18 protein-coding genes are annotated in these 16,695 nt (G+C 34.4%); 8 read left to right on the top strand and 10 right to left on the bottom strand.

Going from position 1 to position 16,695, the window contains the following annotated elements; translation table 11 throughout:
• Positions 1–69: 69 nt before the first annotated feature.
• Entirely contained in the window at positions 70–801 is a 732-nt protein-coding gene (locus ICJ83_RS01420) for a metallophosphoesterase family protein (RefSeq protein ID WP_188228570.1), read from the top strand.
• Here the strand turns inward: ICJ83_RS01420 and ICJ83_RS01415 are convergent.
• The 4 genes from ICJ83_RS01415 to ICJ83_RS01400 all read right to left on the bottom strand — a co-directional run bounded on the left by ICJ83_RS01415 (position 798) and on the right by ICJ83_RS01400 (position 4,752).
• Positions 798–2,336, bottom strand: a complete 1,539-nt coding sequence (locus ICJ83_RS01415) for a peptidase associated/transthyretin-like domain-containing protein (RefSeq protein WP_188228569.1) — start codon at positions 2,334–2,336, stop codon at positions 798–800. The genes ICJ83_RS01420 and ICJ83_RS01415 overlap by 4 nt on opposite strands.
• Positions 2,337–2,472: 136 nt before the next feature.
• The gene (locus tag ICJ83_RS01410) at positions 2,473–3,165 is read right to left on the bottom strand and encodes a TIGR04283 family arsenosugar biosynthesis glycosyltransferase (protein WP_188228568.1); all 693 of its coding nucleotides are present in this window, start codon (positions 3,163–3,165) and stop codon (positions 2,473–2,475) included.
• The gene (locus ICJ83_RS01405) at positions 3,158–3,871 is read right to left on the bottom strand and encodes a DUF547 domain-containing protein (RefSeq protein ID WP_188228567.1); all 714 of its coding nucleotides are present in this window, start codon (positions 3,869–3,871) and stop codon (positions 3,158–3,160) included. The genes ICJ83_RS01410 and ICJ83_RS01405 overlap by 8 nt, the downstream gene beginning before the upstream one ends.
• Positions 3,868–4,752, bottom strand: coding sequence for a sterol desaturase family protein (locus tag ICJ83_RS01400; protein WP_188228566.1), 885 nt, complete (start codon positions 4,750–4,752; stop codon positions 3,868–3,870). The genes ICJ83_RS01405 and ICJ83_RS01400 overlap by 4 nt, the downstream gene beginning before the upstream one ends.
• Before the next feature lie 41 nt (positions 4,753–4,793).
• Between ICJ83_RS01400 and ICJ83_RS01395 the strand changes: the two genes are divergently transcribed.
• The gene (locus ICJ83_RS01395; RefSeq protein WP_188228565.1) at positions 4,794–5,264 is read left to right on the top strand and encodes an Mpo1 family 2-hydroxy fatty acid dioxygenase; all 471 of its coding nucleotides are present in this window, start codon (positions 4,794–4,796) and stop codon (positions 5,262–5,264) included.
• Positions 5,265–5,322: 58 nt separating this feature from the next.
• On the opposite strand, the gene arsM is transcribed toward ICJ83_RS01395, so the two are convergent.
• Positions 5,323–6,291 (bottom strand): arsenosugar biosynthesis arsenite methyltransferase ArsM, encoded by a 969-nt coding sequence (arsM, locus tag ICJ83_RS01390; RefSeq protein ID WP_188228564.1) that lies wholly within the window; start codon positions 6,289–6,291, stop codon positions 5,323–5,325.
• Between the two features lie 236 nt (positions 6,292–6,527).
• Between arsM and ICJ83_RS01385 the strand changes: the two genes are divergently transcribed.
• Complete coding sequence (locus ICJ83_RS01385; RefSeq protein ID WP_188228563.1) at positions 6,528–7,175, top strand: hypothetical protein; 648 nt, start codon at positions 6,528–6,530, stop codon at positions 7,173–7,175.
• A gap of 43 nt (positions 7,176–7,218) precedes the next feature.
• On the opposite strand, the gene ICJ83_RS01380 is transcribed toward ICJ83_RS01385, so the two are convergent.
• The 5 genes from ICJ83_RS01380 to ICJ83_RS01360 all read right to left on the bottom strand — a co-directional run bounded on the left by ICJ83_RS01380 (position 7,219) and on the right by ICJ83_RS01360 (position 11,423).
• Positions 7,219–8,031 (bottom strand): purine-nucleoside phosphorylase, encoded by an 813-nt coding sequence (locus ICJ83_RS01380; protein ID WP_188228562.1) that lies wholly within the window; start codon positions 8,029–8,031, stop codon positions 7,219–7,221.
• Positions 8,024–8,659 (bottom strand): TIGR04282 family arsenosugar biosynthesis glycosyltransferase, encoded by a 636-nt coding sequence (locus ICJ83_RS01375; protein ID WP_188228561.1) that lies wholly within the window; start codon positions 8,657–8,659, stop codon positions 8,024–8,026. The genes ICJ83_RS01380 and ICJ83_RS01375 overlap by 8 nt, the downstream gene beginning before the upstream one ends.
• A 16-nt stretch (positions 8,660–8,675) precedes the next feature.
• Positions 8,676–9,728, bottom strand: coding sequence for an arsenosugar biosynthesis radical SAM (seleno)protein ArsS (gene arsS / locus ICJ83_RS01370; RefSeq protein ID WP_188228560.1), 1,053 nt, complete (start codon positions 9,726–9,728; stop codon positions 8,676–8,678).
• Between the two features lie 39 nt (positions 9,729–9,767).
• The gene (locus ICJ83_RS01365; protein WP_188228559.1) at positions 9,768–10,103 is read right to left on the bottom strand and encodes an arsenosugar biosynthesis-associated peroxidase-like protein; all 336 of its coding nucleotides are present in this window, start codon (positions 10,101–10,103) and stop codon (positions 9,768–9,770) included.
• Between the two features lie 177 nt (positions 10,104–10,280).
• Positions 10,281–11,423 carry an acyl-CoA dehydrogenase gene (locus tag ICJ83_RS01360; RefSeq protein ID WP_188228558.1) on the bottom strand — a complete coding sequence of 381 codons (1,143 nt, stop codon included), beginning with the start codon at positions 11,421–11,423 and terminating at the stop codon, positions 10,281–10,283.
• A gap of 94 nt (positions 11,424–11,517) precedes the next feature.
• Here ICJ83_RS01360 and ICJ83_RS01355 point away from each other — a divergent pair, with 94 nt between their 5' ends.
• The 5 genes from ICJ83_RS01355 (at position 11,518) to ICJ83_RS01335 (ending at position 16,690) form a co-directional block, all read left to right on the top strand.
• Positions 11,518–12,582 carry an anhydro-N-acetylmuramic acid kinase gene (locus ICJ83_RS01355; RefSeq protein WP_188228557.1) on the top strand — a complete coding sequence of 355 codons (1,065 nt, stop codon included), beginning with the start codon at positions 11,518–11,520 and terminating at the stop codon, positions 12,580–12,582.
• A gap of 166 nt (positions 12,583–12,748) precedes the next feature.
• Positions 12,749–13,975 (top strand): Glu/Leu/Phe/Val dehydrogenase dimerization domain-containing protein, encoded by a 1,227-nt coding sequence (locus tag ICJ83_RS01350; protein WP_188228556.1) that lies wholly within the window; start codon positions 12,749–12,751, stop codon positions 13,973–13,975.
• A 14-nt stretch (positions 13,976–13,989) separates the two neighbouring features.
• Positions 13,990–15,384, top strand: coding sequence for a sodium:proton antiporter NhaD (gene nhaD, locus ICJ83_RS01345; protein ID WP_188228555.1), 1,395 nt, complete (start codon positions 13,990–13,992; stop codon positions 15,382–15,384).
• Positions 15,385–15,593: 209 nt separating this feature from the next.
• Positions 15,594–16,295: a MotA/TolQ/ExbB proton channel family protein gene (locus ICJ83_RS01340; RefSeq protein ID WP_188228554.1), complete on the top strand. Its 702-nt coding sequence runs from the start codon at positions 15,594–15,596 to the stop codon at positions 16,293–16,295.
• Positions 16,295–16,690, top strand: a complete 396-nt coding sequence (locus ICJ83_RS01335) for an ExbD/TolR family protein (protein WP_188228553.1) — start codon at positions 16,295–16,297, stop codon at positions 16,688–16,690. Before ICJ83_RS01340 ends, ICJ83_RS01335 begins: the two co-directional genes overlap by 1 nt.
• The last annotated feature ends 5 nt before the right edge of the window (positions 16,691–16,695 follow it).

The following is a 16,695-nucleotide window of genomic DNA, read 5'->3' as shown; positions in this document are numbered from 1 at the left end:
TTAATCTAAAATTAATCTTAGAATGAATGCCTTTTTTGGTAAAATATTAGTTTTGTATCAAAACAAGGTATGAGTACATATGCAATTGGTGACATTCATGGAGGTTTTAAAGCCTTAATTCAAGTGTTGAATAAATTAGAGGTTAAAGATGGCGACACCCTTATTTTTATGGGAGATTATGTCGATGGATGGAGTGAGTCTGCACAAACCATTGATTTTTTAATCGATTTATCCGAAAAGATACATTGTATTTTTATTAAAGGTAATCATGATGTCTGGTGCGAAAATTGGTTGCATACCGATTATGTAAACCCAACGTGGTACATTCATGGTGGTAAAGAAACCATGGAAAGTTATGCTGGTTTTTCAAAAGAAGACAAACAACGCCATTATGAGTTTTTTAATGCTATGCCATGGTATTATTTAGATGACCAAAACCGATTATTCATTCATGCCGGGTTTACTTCTATGCACGGCGTTGGAAAAGAACCCATGGCTCAAAGTTTTTCTACAGACAGAACACTTTGGGAGATGGCTTTAGGTTTAGATAAAACAATTGAGAAAAATTCTGTTAAATACCCTGGCAGATTAAAGCATTACAATGAAATTTTTATAGGGCACACACCAACAATTAATTTTAATTCTTTTGAACCTATGAATGCCGCAAACGTATGGAATATAGATACAGGAGCAGCGTTTTATGGAAAGATTACAGGAATAGATGTCGATTTAAAAACTTTTGTACAAAGCGATGTAGTAAAAGATTTATATCCTAATGAAAAAGGACGCAACCGAAGCTAATCGGTAGCGGCTTCAATACTTTTAAAGTTTTTAATAGCTTCGTTTGGTTCTATAACGTTGTATCCTTTCCAGAAATCTGGGTCGTAGGCTTTTAATTGTGTAGGGGTTACATTAGCTTTTTCATAAAACGCATTAAAGGAAGATTCATTTATAATCTTATTTTCAAAAACAGCTAATTCTTCTTTTTCTTTGGTTGAAAATATAAAATGTATGTCCGTAGATAATTCATTTTGTTTTCGTCGACCTTTGGTGTGCTTGTTTTTTTCAATAATTTTTAATGGTCTGTCGAATCCGATTTTATGCGTAGATTCGTCTTCAGCATATTTTAAAGTATACACATTTGATTCCTGAATTTTGTTATAAATTAAGGTGCCTTTTTGTTTGGTGTACATGTATGAGATGCCAAATAAGCTAAATTTTTTTAAAGGATTTACACTTTCGTAATCAACTCTTATAATTGCAAAATCGTCTGTATTTATGTATAGGACACCTTGATAGTCGGCTTTTCTTTTGGGTGTAAAAACTATTTTGTAAACAAAGCTGTCGTTCAAAAACAGGTAATCTAATATTTCAAAATTGTATCTGTTTTGTTTTTCTAAAAAGTCTAAGTTCGAATTTTTATAAATAAAACTACGTTGTTCTAAATCGGCTATAGAACGTTTTCTGTATTTTAGAAATTGTTTTTTTCGTTCTTCAGCTTTCTTTTTTTGTTCTTCTAAAAATGCTTCCGATTTTTCTTTTTCTAGTTTTTTATTCGGTTCAAAAAACGAGGAATCTATGTCTTGCTTTACCCCAATAATACCTGATTTAATTTTAAAGTAGGAATCGCGTTTTACATGATTTTTTATAATATCATTCATGCGTTTCTCAATAGCTTCCTCATCAAAATCGCTGTTTTCATCTAATAAATGAGCCGCTTTGGTTATGTCTAATTTGTAAGGTTCATTTATGTTTTCATTTCGGTATAAATGGCCTAAAATCTCAGTATAATCGTCCGATTGTTTCGGAATGGCATTAATAATGCTGTCGATAAATCTTTGATTTAATTCTGGAATTGAACTTTCTTTAACCTCAACCTTGTTTTTTAAAATTGTATTGGATAAAGATGATCTGTAAAACAGCTTACTCATTGAAATTATAGGTTGGTAATTGTCGTTTAAATGGTTGTTGGCTTTTTCTATAATCTCCTCGGCGGTATAGTTTTTATTTGACACCAAAACCTCATTTAGTTCAATGCTTTTTTCCTGAAGCAAAATAGAATCTTTGTTAAAATTTAGAGCAGGAATTGCTTTGGTTTTGTAGCCTAAACATTTAATGTAAATGCTGTCATTACTTTTTGGCGAAGCTTTTAAGTTCATTAGAAAGAAGCCTTCGTCGTTACTTATAACACCCGAAATATTATTGTATGAAATTGTTGTGTAGGGGATAGGTTTTAGTGTTAAGGAGTCTAAAATGGTGGCACTTAGTTGTGCTTGAGCAAAAAGCTTGAAAGACAAGAATGTGAAGCATAAAATCGATAAATATTTTTTTAGCATAGCAATGTATTTGTATTAAAGTTATGACTTTATAAAATATAGACGATTGAATTAGACTTTTGTTAAGCCTCTTTTTTGAAAAATTTAACGTGTTAACTGTAAATGAATGTGTTACAATCTTTGAAAGCAATGTTAATTACGAAATATGCTTTTTGTAATAGAGGTAAAGTTCGTTGGCATTAGCTCCAAAACGTTGCTTTAGGTGAATGACAAAAAAGTGGTATTGTAATTTAAAAACTCCTAGGTTTTTATAGCGTCTCGCATCGGTTGTTAACCATCTTGGAATAACTTTAAACTGGTTTATTTTATACAATTCATTAATTAAAATATTGTCTTCATAAATGGTGTAATTTTCATTGTAACCTCCAATATCATCAAATAATTTTTTGGTTATAAACAGGCTCTGGTCACCGCCTCTGCATATTTGCCAAGGTAGTTTTGTTAAATAGCCTACGAGTTTTAACCACCAATGGTTATAGTTAAATTTCATTATAAAACATCCAGCTAAATGTCCTTTGGTGAATTCGTTAAGAATATAGGTGTCGAAATTATTGGGTGGGAATGAATCGGCGTGTAAAAAATAAAGAATGTTTCCCGTTGCGTATTTTGCCCCTAAGTTCATTTGTTTTGCTCGGCCTTTTGCAGAATTAACAAGATTAACCTCAGGAAATGTCGCAACGATTTTTTGTGATCCGTCGGTACTACCGCCATCAGCAACAATTATTTCAGCAATATTTTTAGATTGTGAGTTTTTGTAAAGGTGCTTTAATAAAGTTTCTATGGTTGTAGCTTCATTTAGTATTGGTATTATTATGGAAATTTTATTCATTTAAATTCCAGTTATACGGTTTGAAACTAATCGTTGCATTTTCAGAAATTGTGCTTTCGGTATACCTGCTAATAAAGTGCGCAATGCTCTTGTCCTGAGCTAAAAAATCGGAGCGATACCATTTAAAGATTTTGGATAATTCCAACTGATTAATGGAAATGCTGTTTTTAGTAGTATCGTTTAAAAATGTTGTTGTAGCTATAGTAAGTTGCTCTTCCAATTGGTTTGGAGTAAATGCAAAATTTTGAAGTTTTGGACAGGAAATAGAAGCACAGTTTATTGCAAAATGAATTCTAGGTTCCTCCATTTTTCTTAAGATATCATGTTCTATTGTCGATAAATCATACCATTGTTCGTTAAATTTCCATAAGGGTTGTTTCCAGGGTTTTTTTATGTTTTTAATACTTGAAATCGGGTAGTGCCGTAAAACGAGGTCAATAGTAAGAGCATTATATGCGTTAATCCAGAAAGCAAGGACTTCATTTTTATTAGCAGTTTTACCGGGTACATGTTCACTTAAAAAGTGTATATAATCTTTTAAAATATGGTGTTGTTTTTTAAATGCTTTATAATCTACTATGCCATTAGGAGTTACATGCTTTTGGAGAAGAGTATTCCAAAGGCGAGAGTCGTTCTCTTGTGCTTGTAATTCATATCGGGAAATTTGAAATGAACCGATTAAAAAAATGCATAAAACTAATTTCATTTTTTACTTAAGGGATAGAGTTCTTGATGAATAAAATCTTTTGGGAAATTTTCGTCGCCTTCAAACCCTAATTCAATGTCTCTCCCATTGTAGGGTATATGAGCCGTGTTAAATAGGTAATCCCAAAGACTTAATGTAAGTCCGTAATTGATACCGTATTTGCTGTGTTCTGGTAAGTTTTTTGCATGGTGCCAGATATGCATTTTGGGGTTGTTGAAAATATATTTTAAAGGACCGTAGTTCCAACCTAAATTGGCATGATTTAAATGACCGATTGCGATATTAAAAAAATGAACTATAGCGACATCTTGAGCATCAAACCCGCCAATTATGGCCATGGGAATGTATAACAAGGACTTGTAAATCACTGGCTCCATCCAATGGTATCGTAAATGAGCTGCAAATCCCATTTCTTTCACCGAGTGGTGCACTTTATGAAAATTCCAAAGCCATGGGATACGGTGTAATAATCGGTGGGTGTTCCATTGTATAAAATCGCCAACTACAAAAAATATGAAAAGGCCTAAAACTTTTGGTAGGTCGTCGACATCGAATAACTGAAAACTTGAAATGCTAATTCCGATAAAGGATAAAATATCGTTTAAAAACTGGGCAGCCGTATTTGATAAGGCTATGAGAACAATTAAATTCAGAAGAAAGAAATTAAAAAACATGTAAAAGGTATCTAGCCAGAAATCATTTCTGAAAATGGATTGGTTTTTTCTCCAGGGGAAACATATTTCCAGCAGCCATACAATTAATGAAATACATAGTAGGCCATAAAAATAGTTATCCCAGTGATTGATTGAAATTAATTCGTGCTTTAAGTAATTCCAATACCCGGTGTAAGCATTTTTGATAATTTCTATATATTTATTCATAACTAATTGACTAACTAATCTTAAAGTAAAAATAAGATATTATGAGGACAATAGATCGATTACTGGCTACTTATGGCGAAAGTCATCAAACCACTTTTTATAAGCGTATTCACTTCATCTGTGTCCCTGCAATATTTTTTTCTATTGTAGGATTGTTGGCTTGCATTCCTACTGGGTCTTTATTTTTATCAAAAGTACCAGAAACGTTTCAACCATTTTTGCATCTAGGTTCTTTTGCCTTGATTTTGGTTTTGATATATTATTTAAAACTGTCTTTTAGGTTGTTTATCGTAATGGTTTTATTTTCCTTAATTGTGCTTTACGGTATTTATATTTTAGACCAGTTAAATCTGGCCCCGCTTTGGTTAGTAATGTTATTTATTTTTGCCGTGTCGTGGGTATTTCAGTTTATAGGTCATAATCATGAGGGTAAGAAACTTTCATTTTTAAAAGATATACAGTTTTTGTTAATAGGGCCAGCTTGGACAATGAGTCACTTGTTTAGATTTTAAGTTTTTTCATTATTAAAGAAAGCATAGTATACATTGCACGTTGCGCTTTTTTTAATCTTTAACAGCATCCACCGCCATCATAATGGTATGTAGATTCGCTAATAAAAATATCATTTCGACCTAAAGTTTTTAATGCATCTGCCGTTTTATCACAAATGGCAAGTGGTTGATTTTTTAATAAGATATGCCCTTTTTTATCATCAAAATAATCGCCATCTCCATAATAAATAGCGGCTTTACCTGTAAATACGCATGGGCCGTCTTCAGGAATAGGATCTTTAATGGCTGCCACTTCTATAGATTCGATATATATTAACTCGTTTGTAGGGTAATTTTTGGGGTCTAAAATGCGATATGGTTTTCGCGCTCTAATTTCAATGGTTCCAAAACCGGCATCGGTTAACATTTTAATATATTCAGCAATGGGTATACTTCCGCTTAAACATAAAGCGCGCAAGCGTTCATCGTTTCTCAAGGTTTCGTTCATTTCTTGTTCACAGGTAGGGTCGCTCATCACTAACCGTCCGTGTGGTTTTAGCACGCGATACATTTCAGCAATAGCTCGCTTTAAGTCTTCAGCTTTGAAAATGTTAAATAAACAGTTTTGGGCTGCAACGTCAATGGTGTTGTCATTAACGGGTAAATTTAAAGCATCCCCTTTTTTCAAATCTATAAATTCGCTTTTAAACCAAGGGTTCATTTTTTCGGCTTCAATAAAATTTCGCTTTGAAGCCTCTAGCATTTCATCGACAACGTCAACACCTACAACGCCGCCCTTATTTCTATTGAAATAAGAAAATTGTAAAAGTTCCATGCCTCCCCCAACGCCTACATAAAGCATTTTTGGGTTGTTTGATAAATCGCGAGCATGTACCGTGCTACCACAGCCATAATTCATTTCCTGCATGATTTTTGGAATTTTTAACCCCGGTAATTCCCAAATAGGGTTAGTGGTACAGCATAAACCAACATCGGGAGTTAGTGCGGCTTCTTTATAAAGATTGTGGGTGGTTTCAAGGTAGCTCATATATTGTTATTCTGTTTTATTTGAGGATAAGTCGGTATGAATTTATAAAAATAACAGCATTAAAAATCTTTTCTTATGGTTTTCTCGTAAATAAAGCGTCTGGTTTATTGTAGGTGTGTTGTTCATCGAAAACATGCACAAAAAAGCAATATCAATTTAAAATAATGCGTTTCAGTAAACCAAGAATTTTTAATTTCGGCAGCCCTGAATTTATTAATATTTAACTGAAATAAAATATGAAAAAGATTTTTGTGAGTATATTTTCTATGTGGTGTGGTATTACGGCTTTTGGCCAAAGTTTTGGCGATAGTCCCTGGGTTTTTGAAGCAGGTTTTAATGCTGTAAATGTTTACTCGATAGGGGGAGATGCACCTCAGGGTCCGTTTTTTGATGAGTTTTTTAATGTTAACGACCATTGGAATATAGGCTTACCAACTTTAAAAGTAGCCAGATATATTAATGAGGACGTATTTTTAAGTGCGCGCGCATCGTTTAATAAACTTAATAAATGGGGTGAGTTTACTGGAGATTCTCGTGTTGAAGTAGATGGCCTTACTTACTTAGGCTTTGATGCCATGATAAATACAGATATTAATAATTTGTTCAAATCTGAAAATGCCGAACCATTTGTAGGCGCAGGTTTAGGGTATACATGGATTCAGGAAGGTACGTATAATATGCTTTCTGGTGCTAATGGAACGGATAATTTGGTTGGTGCGGCAACAATAAATTTAACAGGAGGTCTAAAATATTGGTTTTCTGAAACGATAGGTGTAAGTTGGGAAACCACTTATAAACATTCTTTTGAAGATTACTTAACCAAACACTGGCAACATAGTTTGGGCATAATTTTTAGAATACAAGATTGTTCGTGTACACTATAACAACAAAAAAGAAGGCTTCCTAGCCTTCTTTTTTGTTTGATATTTATAATATCTTGATTAATTCTCTGAAAAGGGTAATCATATTTGGTTCTGCCTTTTTTGCCATTTCTATAATTTCATTAATATTTACCGGTTTTAAATGGTCGGGGTCGCATTCATCGGTTAAAACTGAAACTGCGGCAACTTTAAGATTTAAATGATTGGCTACAATAATTTCAGGAACGGTACTCATACCTACAGCATCAGCCCCCATAATTTTTAACATTCTGTATTCAGCACGTGTTTCCAGTTGCGGACCCAACACGCTGGCATAAACGCCTTGATGTAGCTTGATGTCCAGATTTTTAGCAATACTCCTAAATTTTGCATTAATACGAGCATCGTAAGGCGCACTCATATCTACAAAGCGCTCGCCTAATTGTTCGACACCTCTAAAGGCTAGAGGAGAGTCTCCTTGCAAGTTTATATGGTCGTCAATTAGCATTAATTCACCTTTCTTATAGTTTGTATTAATAGCACCAGCTGCATTAGAAACTAAAAGTGTTGTTATGCCTAATTTTTCCATAATGCGCACTGGAAAAGTAACATCTTGTAGCGTATAGCCTTCATATAGATGAAAACGTCCTTGCATAACCATAATTTTTTTCCCTTCGAGAATGCCATAAATTAGTTTGCCCTTATGAAACTCGACAGTTGCAGTTGGAAAATTAGGTATATGATTATAGCTTACTTCATGTAAAACGTCAATCTCGTCGACTAGCTGACCTAATCCGGTGCCTAATATGATGCCTATTTCTGGATTGTCGAAGCCTTTGCCTTTTAGGTAGTCCGTAGTTTCGTTAATTATTTTAATCATGAGTTGAATAATATTGTTTTAATTCTTCATAACCTTGAATATCTTCAAAGGTATCAATATCATTTAATTCTTGTAATAAGGAAAAGTTTTTGTTTTGTAAATTTTTTAAAGTTTCTTTAAGTACGGTTTGGGTTCCCCATGCTTTGTTTTTAAAAAGTGTGGGTGTTAAAATTTTCATTCCTAATAAATAATATCCACCGTCTTTTGCAGGGCCAACAACATAGTCATGAGTATTAAGTTTTTCAAAAGCCTTGTTAATGGTCTTGGTATTTAAATCTAATAAGTCGCTACCAATTATAATAACCTTGTTGTAGCCCAGGTTTAAAAGAGCTGAAAAGGCTGATTCCATGCGCTCTCCCAAATCTTGTCCCGATTGTAAATATTTGTGGAATATTTTCGGATTCCAAATATCGTTTTCAACGATGTTTTCAGAATAAAACACAAATTTGTCTACTTTTAAAGATGCAGCTACCGAAGCTGTATGTTGCAGTAGATGTTTGTAAATTTTTAATGCGACTTCATCACCAACGGTTTTTGCTAATCGAGTTTTGCACTTACCAAGTTCTGGATTTCTCGTAAAAATGATTAAAGCCTGTTTGGGGTCTGAATTAATATTTTGGGTTTTCATTTAAATTGAAACAAAATTAGGTAACAGATCCCTGGCAACTACTACCTGCACCGGCGGTACAACCATAGCAATGTTGAGAAATAACAATATCTCTGCCTTCTAGAAGGTTCTCGTTATAATCGGAAATGTGTTTTACTTTACTGTTTACAGGAAGCTCTAACATTTGATTGAAATCGCAATCGTATAAATAACCATTCCAACTCACCGAAAGGGTGTTGGTACACATCACGTTTTTTACCGCATTAGGATTAAAGGCTTCAACTAATGCATACATGTAATCTTCATAATTTTCAGAGGCGATTAAATAATCTAAAAACCGACTAATAGGTAAATTAGTTAAAGCAAAGAGGTTATGAAAATGAATACCGAATTCTTCAAGAAATGCTTTTTTAAAGTCATTTTCCATAGCCGATTGATTGGCTGGTAGAAAAGCTCCTGAAGGATTGTAGACTAAATCCAGTTTAAGAGTGCTGTTGGGTAAACCGTAACCTACATCGTTTAACATTTTTAAAGCTCTAAGTGAGGCATCGAAAACACCGTTACCACGTTGTTTGTCGGTTTTTCCTTTAGTCCAGTGTGGCATCGAACTTACAACATGAACATTGTGCTTTTTGAAAAAGTCTGGCAAATCGAAATATTTTTTATTTGCTGTAATGATGGTTAAGTTTGAACGAACAATAAAATCTTTAATTCCTGCTTCTGAAGCTTCTTCTACAAACCAACGAAAATTCGGATTCATTTCTGGCGCACCGCCCGTTAAATCTAAAGTATGTGCTCCGGTAGTTTTTATAACTTCTAAACATTGTAACATCGTGTCCTTGCTCATAATTTCCTTTCGATCGGGACCAGCGTCGACATGACAATGTGTGCAAATTTGGTTGCACATATACCCTAAGTTAATCTGCAAAATTTCTAGCTTTTTAGCTTGTAAAGGGAATTGTTTAGATTCTGAAAGTTTGGTTTTAAAAGTAGGTAATTCACCATGTTGAAAAATACTATTTGAAAGTATTTCCTGTTGTCTCTTGGCATTTGCCAATTCACTTTCACGTTTATGAAGCGATTTAATCATTTGAAAATAGTTAGTTATTTTGTTGGCTAAAAGTACTGTTTACATGTCCAGTTTATTCACTTTGTTCATCATTTGGACACCGTGCACGAGCGAAGCACCTCCTCTAATAGCCGATGCTACATGTAAAGCTTCCATCATCTCTTCCTTTGTAATGCCACGTTGTAAACCGTCGCCAGTGTAAGCATCAATGCAATATGGGCACTGAATGGTGTGAGATACGGCTAAAGCTATTAGTGATTTTTCTCTTTCAGTAAGTGCGCCAGCTTCAAAAACTTTACCGTAGTATTCGAAAAATTTGGCGCCTAATTCTTCATTCCATTCCGATATTTTTCCAAATTTTTTAAGATCGGCTGGGTCGTAATATGTTTTTTGCATATTTTGATTTTTTGTTTAAAAATAGAAATGTATAACTTAAAAGTCGAAAGCTATTAATTTTCTTAACAAAAAAAGTCCATTATTCTCAAAAGAAAATAATGGACTATAAAACGTTGTCGTTTTTGGGATCTAGAAATAAAAAATGGATTTTTAAATACTGTTTGTAAAAAGGAATTTTTAAGCTCTCAAAATACTTCTCGAGATTACAATTTTTTGAATTTCTGAAGTACCCTCGTAAATTTGTGTAATTTTAGCATCACGCATTAGGCGTTCTACATGGTACTCTTTTACAAAACCGTTTCCTCCAAAAATTTGGACGGCTTCCACAGTATGTTGCATGGCTACTTTTGAGGCTTGTAATTTAGCTACAGCACTCGATACATCATAGCTTTTACCTTGGTCTTTATCCCAGGCTGCTCGCATCACTAAATATCTGGCTGCTTCAATGTCGGTATACATATCGGCTAACTTAAAAGCAATGGCTTGATGGTTGCAAATTTCAGTTCCAAAAGCCTTACGTTCCCTTGAATATTTTAAAGCCAGTTCGTAAGCGCCAGCGGCTATTCCTAAGGCTTGAGCAGCAATACCTATGCGACCACCAGAAAGTGTTTTCATAGCAAACCTAAAACCGGAGCCATCTTCGCCTATGCGATTTGCTTTTGGGACTTTTACATCATTAAATTGTAGGGTGTGGGTGTCGCTTCCTCGAATTCCTAGTTTATCTTCTTTGGGACCAATATGAAAACCTTCCATATCTTTTTCAATTATAAAGGCGTTAATGCCGTGCGACCCTTTGTCCCGATCAGTTTGTGCCATAACCAGATATATATCGGCACGACCGCCATTAGTTATCCAGTTTTTTGTGCCATTTAAAAGGTAATAATCACCTTTGTCGATTGCAGTGGTTTTTTGAGAGGTAGCGTCGCTACCAGCTTCGGGTTCGCTTAAACAAAATGCACCTAAATATTCTCCAGTTGCTAATTTTGTTAAGTAGTTTTGTTTTTGCTCTTCTGTGCCGTATGCTTCAAGACCGTAACAAACCAAAGAATTATTTACCGATACGATTACCGAAGCCGAAGCGTCTATTTTTGATAATTCTTCCATAATTAATACATATGAAATGGTATCCATGCCACTACCGCCATATTTTGGGTCGACCATAATGCCTAGAAAACCAAGGTCTCCCATTTTTTTTACGAGCGTTTTAGGGAAGTTTTGCTTTTCATCACGTTCTATTACCCCTGGTAATAATTCGTTTTGAGCAAAATCGCGTGCGGCATCTCGTATCATTTTATGTTCTTCAGAAAGCGTAAAATTCATAATTCTTAGTTATTGCGTTTATTCGATAAAAAATACACACAAATATAGCTTTTTAATGATAATTTATTAAAAGGCATTCTTATTTTTGTTGAGTATGATAAAAAATAGTTATAAAGTTATTGGAGTTATGTCTGGGACATCGCTCGATGGTATAGACTTAATTTATGTGTCGTTTGAAAAAAGTAATCGCTGGAATTTTCAGGTCATCCATGCTCAAACGGTAACGTATCCGAAGGTTTGGTGTACTGTGTTAAGCGATTTGGTTTCCCGTTCTATAGAAGAATTGAAATCTATCGATCTCGAGTACACTAATTATTTAGCTGAGGTAATAAAAAACTTTATAACCGAATTTAATATAGATAAAATTGATGCAGTTTGTTCTCATGGGCACACAGCGCTTCATCAACCTGAAAAGGAGATAACATATCAAATTGGAAATTTACCTGAGTTAGCAAAAAAAATTCAGGAAACTGTTGTGTGCGATTTTAGAGTTCAAGATGTAGCTTTTGGAGGGCAGGGCGCTCCTCTTGTGCCTATAGGTGATAAATTGTTGTTTTCGAATTTCGATTTTTGTTTAAACCTTGGAGGATTCGCAAATATCTCAACAGAAATAGAAAATAAGCGAATTGCCTATGATATTTGTCCGGTTAATATTGTTTTAAATCATTATGTCAAGAAATTAGGTTATGATTATGATGATGGAGGAAAAATAGCTGCCAAAGGAGTTGTGCATCGGGATCTGTTAAATGAATTAAATGCTATACCGTTTTATCTAGAAGATTTTCCTAAATCGCTTGGCTTAGAATGGGTTAATTTAAAAATCTTTCCGTTAATAGATGGATTTCAATTAAGTGTTAATGATGTTTTAAGAACCTTTGTTGAGCATATAGCACTACAACTGGCCAATGAAATGAATAAAAAGAAAAAAGCATCGGTATTCATTACGGGAGGAGGCGTTTACAATGCGTTTCTAATTAAAAGATTGAAAACGTATACTGAAAATAACATCGTTATTCCGGAAGCTGCCATTGTTGAATTTAAAGAAGCTTTAATTTTTGGGTTCCTCGGAGTCTTGAAACTTCGTAACGAAATAAATTGCCTGAGTACGGTAACGGGAGCCAGTAAAGACCACAGTTCGGGCAAGATTTTACGGCCCTAAAAATAATTTAAAATTAATCTTCAGGCATTTTTAGTTTTTTATATTTGTGAATTAATAATTTAAACCGTTTAGAAATGACTCAATTATAGCTACGCTTTAATATCAAAAAACACCGAACAAATTTGATTTTAGAATCAGTTATTAAAGACATTTTTAAACAAACACAATGAAAGAATTATTAAAAAAATACGAGAATAAAACCCCTGAAATAATATTTAACTGGAAAGACTCCGAAACCGAAGCCGAAGGCTGGGTAGTGATTAATTCATTACGCGGCGGTGCAGCCGGAGGCGGTACCAGAATGCGTTTAGGTTTAGATGTAAATGAAGTTTTGTCGTTGGCAAAAACCATGGAGATTAAATTTACAGTTTCGGGTCCAGCTATTGGTGGTGCTAAATCGGGGATTAATTTCGATCCTAAAGATCCAAGAAAGAAAGGGGTGCTTGAACGTTGGTATAAGGTGGTTTCTCCATTGCTTAAAAGTTATTACGGGACAGGAGGAGATTTAAATGTAGATGAAATTCATGAGGTTATTCCAATAACTGAAGAAAGTGGGGTCTGGCATCCTCAGGAAGGTGTGTTTAACGGACATTTTAAACCAACGGAAGCCGATAAAATTAACCGTATCGGGCAATTAAGACAAGGTGTTATAAAAGTCATTGAAAATCCGAAGTATTCCCCCGATGTTTTAAGAAAATATACTGTTGCCGATATGATAACAGGATTTGGTGTTGCCGAGGCTGTAAAACATTTTTATAAAATCTACGACGGATCGGTTCAAGGTAAACGTGCTGTTATTCAAGGGTTTGGGAATGTAGGAGCTGCGGCAGCATATTATTTGGCTCAAATGGGTGCAAAAGTCGTAGGAATTATCGATATTGCGGGCGGTTTAATAAATGAGCAAGGATTTACATTTGAGGAGATTAAAGCCTTATTTTTAGCAAAAAAGGGTAACACCTTAGAAAGTGATCATTTGATCCCTTTTGAAGAGATAAATGATAAAATTTGGAGCATTAATGCTGAAATTTTTGCACCTTGTGCCGCATCTCGATTAATTACTGAGCAACAAATAAATCAGTTAATTAAAAACGGACTTGAAGTTATTTCCTGTGGAGCCAATGTGCCTTTTGCAGATAAAGAAATATTTTTTGGGCCGATTATGGAGCATACCGATAATCAGGTTAGTTTAATTCCTGATTTTATATCGAACTGTGGTATGGCACGTGTATTTGCTTACTTTATGGAGCGTCGTGTGCAAATGACAGACGATGCTATTTTTAATGATACATCGAATAAGATAAAGGAAGCTATAGAAAACGTTTATAGCAAAAACCAACATAAAACAGGTATGAGTGCTACCGCTTTTGAGATTGCGCTCAGCCAACTTATTTAATTTTTAATTTTTTTATGGAAACAGCGATTATTTTAGTATTTGTTTTAGGCTATTTAGCCATAACTCTCGAACATAATTTAAAAATAGATAAACTTATACCGGCATTGGTCATGATGGCTATTTGTTGGGCCTTAATATCTCTAGGTTTAGATAGCTTTCCAAACTGGTTTGATTCTGCCAACCACGACTTGCTCGCTGGTTTTGGCGATTTTAATCACTACGAAAAGCTGCACCTCATGGAGGAAACCTTATTGCATCATTTGGGTAAAACAGCCGAAATTTTGGTGTTTCTTTTGGGAGCGATGACAATTGTTGAAATTATTGATTATTTCGATGGTTTTGCTACAATAAAGAGCTTTGTTAAAACAAAAAAGAAAACCAAAATATTATGGATATTTTCTATACTAGCATTTATTTTATCGGCTATTATCGATAATTTAACAGCGACAATTGTATTAATTTCAATACTTCAAAAAATTGTAAAAGACCGCGATATTCGTATTTGGTATGCAGGTTTAATTATTATTGCAGCAAATGCAGGAGGAGCATGGTCTCCAATTGGGGATGTAACCACAACCATGTTATGGATTGGTAAAAAAGTATCAACCGATCATTTGGTTGGGTATTTATTTGTACCATCGTTATTATGTATGATAGTTCCTTCGTTAATAGCTTCGTTTTTACCAGTGTTTAAAGGAGAGCTTGATATTGAAGAAAGTGATGATGACAAACCAAAATCGAAGTTTAGCGCTACAATGCTATATTTAGGGCTTGGTGCTATTGTGTTTGTTCCGATTTTTAAAATGGTAACACACTTACCGCCTTATGTGGGAATGATGTTGTCTCTAGGTGTTGTGGCTGTATTTGCAGAAATTTATAGTAGCTCTAAGTTTAGTATGACAGAGCTTGATGGCGAAAGTGATGCACATGCGCACCATAGTCCGGTGCACCATTCACTATCTAAAATTGAATTACCAAGTATATTATTCTTCTTAGGAATTTTAATGGCGGTTGCCGCCTTAGAGTCTTTAGGAATTTTATTCGGATTTGCTGAGTCTTTACAGGAAACTATGCCAATGTTAGGAACAGAAATTCATGTGGGTGAAGGTGTGTCAGATTTAGTTGTGTTATTATTAGGTGTGGGATCTGCGGTTATCGATAATGTACCGTTGGTTGCAGCGAGTTTGGGAATGTTTCATGAGCCTATGGATAATGAGCTTTGGCACTTTATAGCATATTCAGCAGGAACAGGAGGAAGTATGTTAATTATTGGTTCTGCTGCTGGTGTTGTGGCTATGGGTATGGAAAAAATTGATTTCTTCTGGTATCTTAAAAAGATTTCATGGTTAGCCTTGGTTGGTTTCTTGGTAGGAGCTGCGGCATTTATGGTAACCCGAACCTTGTTCTAATCAAAATAATAATTTTTTAAACTGTGCTTAAATAATTGTAAACTTGTAAGCGCAAGAAAATAGACTACCTCGTGGCAACTCCACGAGGTAGTTTTTTAGAAGTATGTATGAAATAAAACTAATTATTAATATTTATTTTTTTGTTTATTTGTAATAACATACTTAATTAACAAAACAATCGTTATACAATTGCCCATAAACTTAAAGATATGCTTAACACTTTATTACAAAATTCACAAGAAGGTGCCGAGTTACTTACAGATGAAGAGTCTGTAGAAAAAACACTTTCGATTATCGAACTAATCAGTAGCGGTGGTGTTGCTGGTCAAGTCATTATTTTATTGCTGTTTGTCCTACTTGTAGCAGCAATTTATATCTATTTTGAGCGCTTGTTTGCTATAAAATCGGCAGCAAAAATAGATGCTAATTTTATGAATCAAATTAAAGATCATGTTACACATGGTAAAATTGATTCGGCGCAATTATTATGTGCGCAAACCAATTCACCAGTATCAAGGCTTATTAATAAAGGTATCACAAGAATAGGAAAACCCCTAGCCGATATAAATACCGCCATTGAAAATGCAGGAAGATTAGAGGTGTACAGCTTAGAAAAAAACGTGAGTATATTGGCTACTATTTCGGGAGCTGCACCTATGATTGGATTCTTAGGAACTGTTATAGGAATGATCTTGTCTATTTTCGAAATTGCCAATTCTGGTGGTCAAATTGATATAAAATTATTAGCTGACGGATTATATACCGCCATGACGACTACTGTAGCAGGATTAATTGTTGGTATTGTTGCCTATATGACCTACAACCATTTAGTTGTTAAAACAGATAAGGTTGTGTACCAAATGGAAGCCCATTCAGTAGAGTTTTTAGATCATTTAAATGAGCCTATTTAATGAATTTAAAAGGAAGAAATAAAGTTACGCCAGAATTTAGTATGGCATCAATGACAGATATTGTTTTTCTGTTGTTGATATTTTTTATGTTGGCGTCTACATTAGTTACTACAAACGCTATCGATATTTTATTGCCAAAGGCAAGCGGCAAAACCGAGAATAAGAAGTCTGTAGCAGTTAGTATCAAAAAGGACTTAACCTACTACATCGATCAAAAGCGCGTTGGCGAAGCACTTTTAGAAAATGAATTATTGGCTTTATTATCTACTCAAGATAAACCAACAATTGTTTTAAGAGCAGAAAAATCGGTTCCAGTCGAAAATGTAGTGAAGGTGATGGATATAGCAAATAGAAACAAATTTAAAGTCATTTTGGCGGTTAGACCTAATAACTAAATTTG

The sequence above is a fragment of the Aestuariibaculum sediminum genome (assembly GCF_014596945.1).
GTDB classification, from domain to species: domain Bacteria; phylum Bacteroidota; class Bacteroidia; order Flavobacteriales; family Flavobacteriaceae; genus Aestuariibaculum; species Aestuariibaculum sediminum.
Note: the sequence above shows the minus strand (reverse complement) of the source record. Positions and strands in the feature narration are given on the sequence as shown.

Bases quoted from the DNA above. Each gene is read 5' to 3' on its own strand.
- ICJ83_RS01410 (WP_188228568.1), bottom strand. From the start codon at position 3,165: ATGAATAAAATTTCCATAATAATACCAATACTAAATGAAGCTACAACC.
- ICJ83_RS01400 (WP_188228566.1), bottom strand. From the start codon at position 4,752: ATGAATAAATATATAGAAATTATCAAAAATGCTTACACCGGGTATTGG.
- arsM (WP_188228564.1), bottom strand. From the start codon at position 6,291: ATGAGCTACCTTGAAACCACCCACAATCTTTATAAAGAAGCCGCACTA.
- ICJ83_RS01375 (WP_188228561.1), bottom strand. From the start codon at position 8,659: ATGAAAACCCAAAATATTAATTCAGACCCCAAACAGGCTTTAATCATT.
- ICJ83_RS01335 (WP_188228553.1), top strand. From the start codon at position 16,295: ATGAATTTAAAAGGAAGAAATAAAGTTACGCCAGAATTTAGTATGGCA.
- ICJ83_RS01405 (WP_188228567.1), bottom strand. From the start codon at position 3,871: ATGAAATTAGTTTTATGCATTTTTTTAATCGGTTCATTTCAAATTTCC.
- ICJ83_RS01365 (WP_188228559.1), bottom strand. From the start codon at position 10,103: ATGCAAAAAACATATTACGACCCAGCCGATCTTAAAAAATTTGGAAAA.
- ICJ83_RS01355 (WP_188228557.1), top strand. From the start codon at position 11,518: ATGATAAAAAATAGTTATAAAGTTATTGGAGTTATGTCTGGGACATCG.
- ICJ83_RS01380 (WP_188228562.1), bottom strand. From the start codon at position 8,031: ATGATTAAAATAATTAACGAAACTACGGACTACCTAAAAGGCAAAGGC.
- ICJ83_RS01420 (WP_188228570.1), top strand. From the start codon at position 70: ATGAGTACATATGCAATTGGTGACATTCATGGAGGTTTTAAAGCCTTA.
- ICJ83_RS01385 (WP_188228563.1), top strand. From the start codon at position 6,528: ATGAAAAAGATTTTTGTGAGTATATTTTCTATGTGGTGTGGTATTACG.
- ICJ83_RS01415 (WP_188228569.1), bottom strand. From the start codon at position 2,336: ATGCTAAAAAAATATTTATCGATTTTATGCTTCACATTCTTGTCTTTC.
- ICJ83_RS01360 (WP_188228558.1), bottom strand. From the start codon at position 11,423: ATGAATTTTACGCTTTCTGAAGAACATAAAATGATACGAGATGCCGCA.
- ICJ83_RS01340 (WP_188228554.1), top strand. From the start codon at position 15,594: ATGCTTAACACTTTATTACAAAATTCACAAGAAGGTGCCGAGTTACTT.
- ICJ83_RS01350 (WP_188228556.1), top strand. From the start codon at position 12,749: ATGAAAGAATTATTAAAAAAATACGAGAATAAAACCCCTGAAATAATA.
- nhaD (WP_188228555.1), top strand. From the start codon at position 13,990: ATGGAAACAGCGATTATTTTAGTATTTGTTTTAGGCTATTTAGCCATA.
- ICJ83_RS01395 (WP_188228565.1), top strand. From the start codon at position 4,794: ATGAGGACAATAGATCGATTACTGGCTACTTATGGCGAAAGTCATCAA.
- arsS (WP_188228560.1), bottom strand. From the start codon at position 9,728: ATGATTAAATCGCTTCATAAACGTGAAAGTGAATTGGCAAATGCCAAG.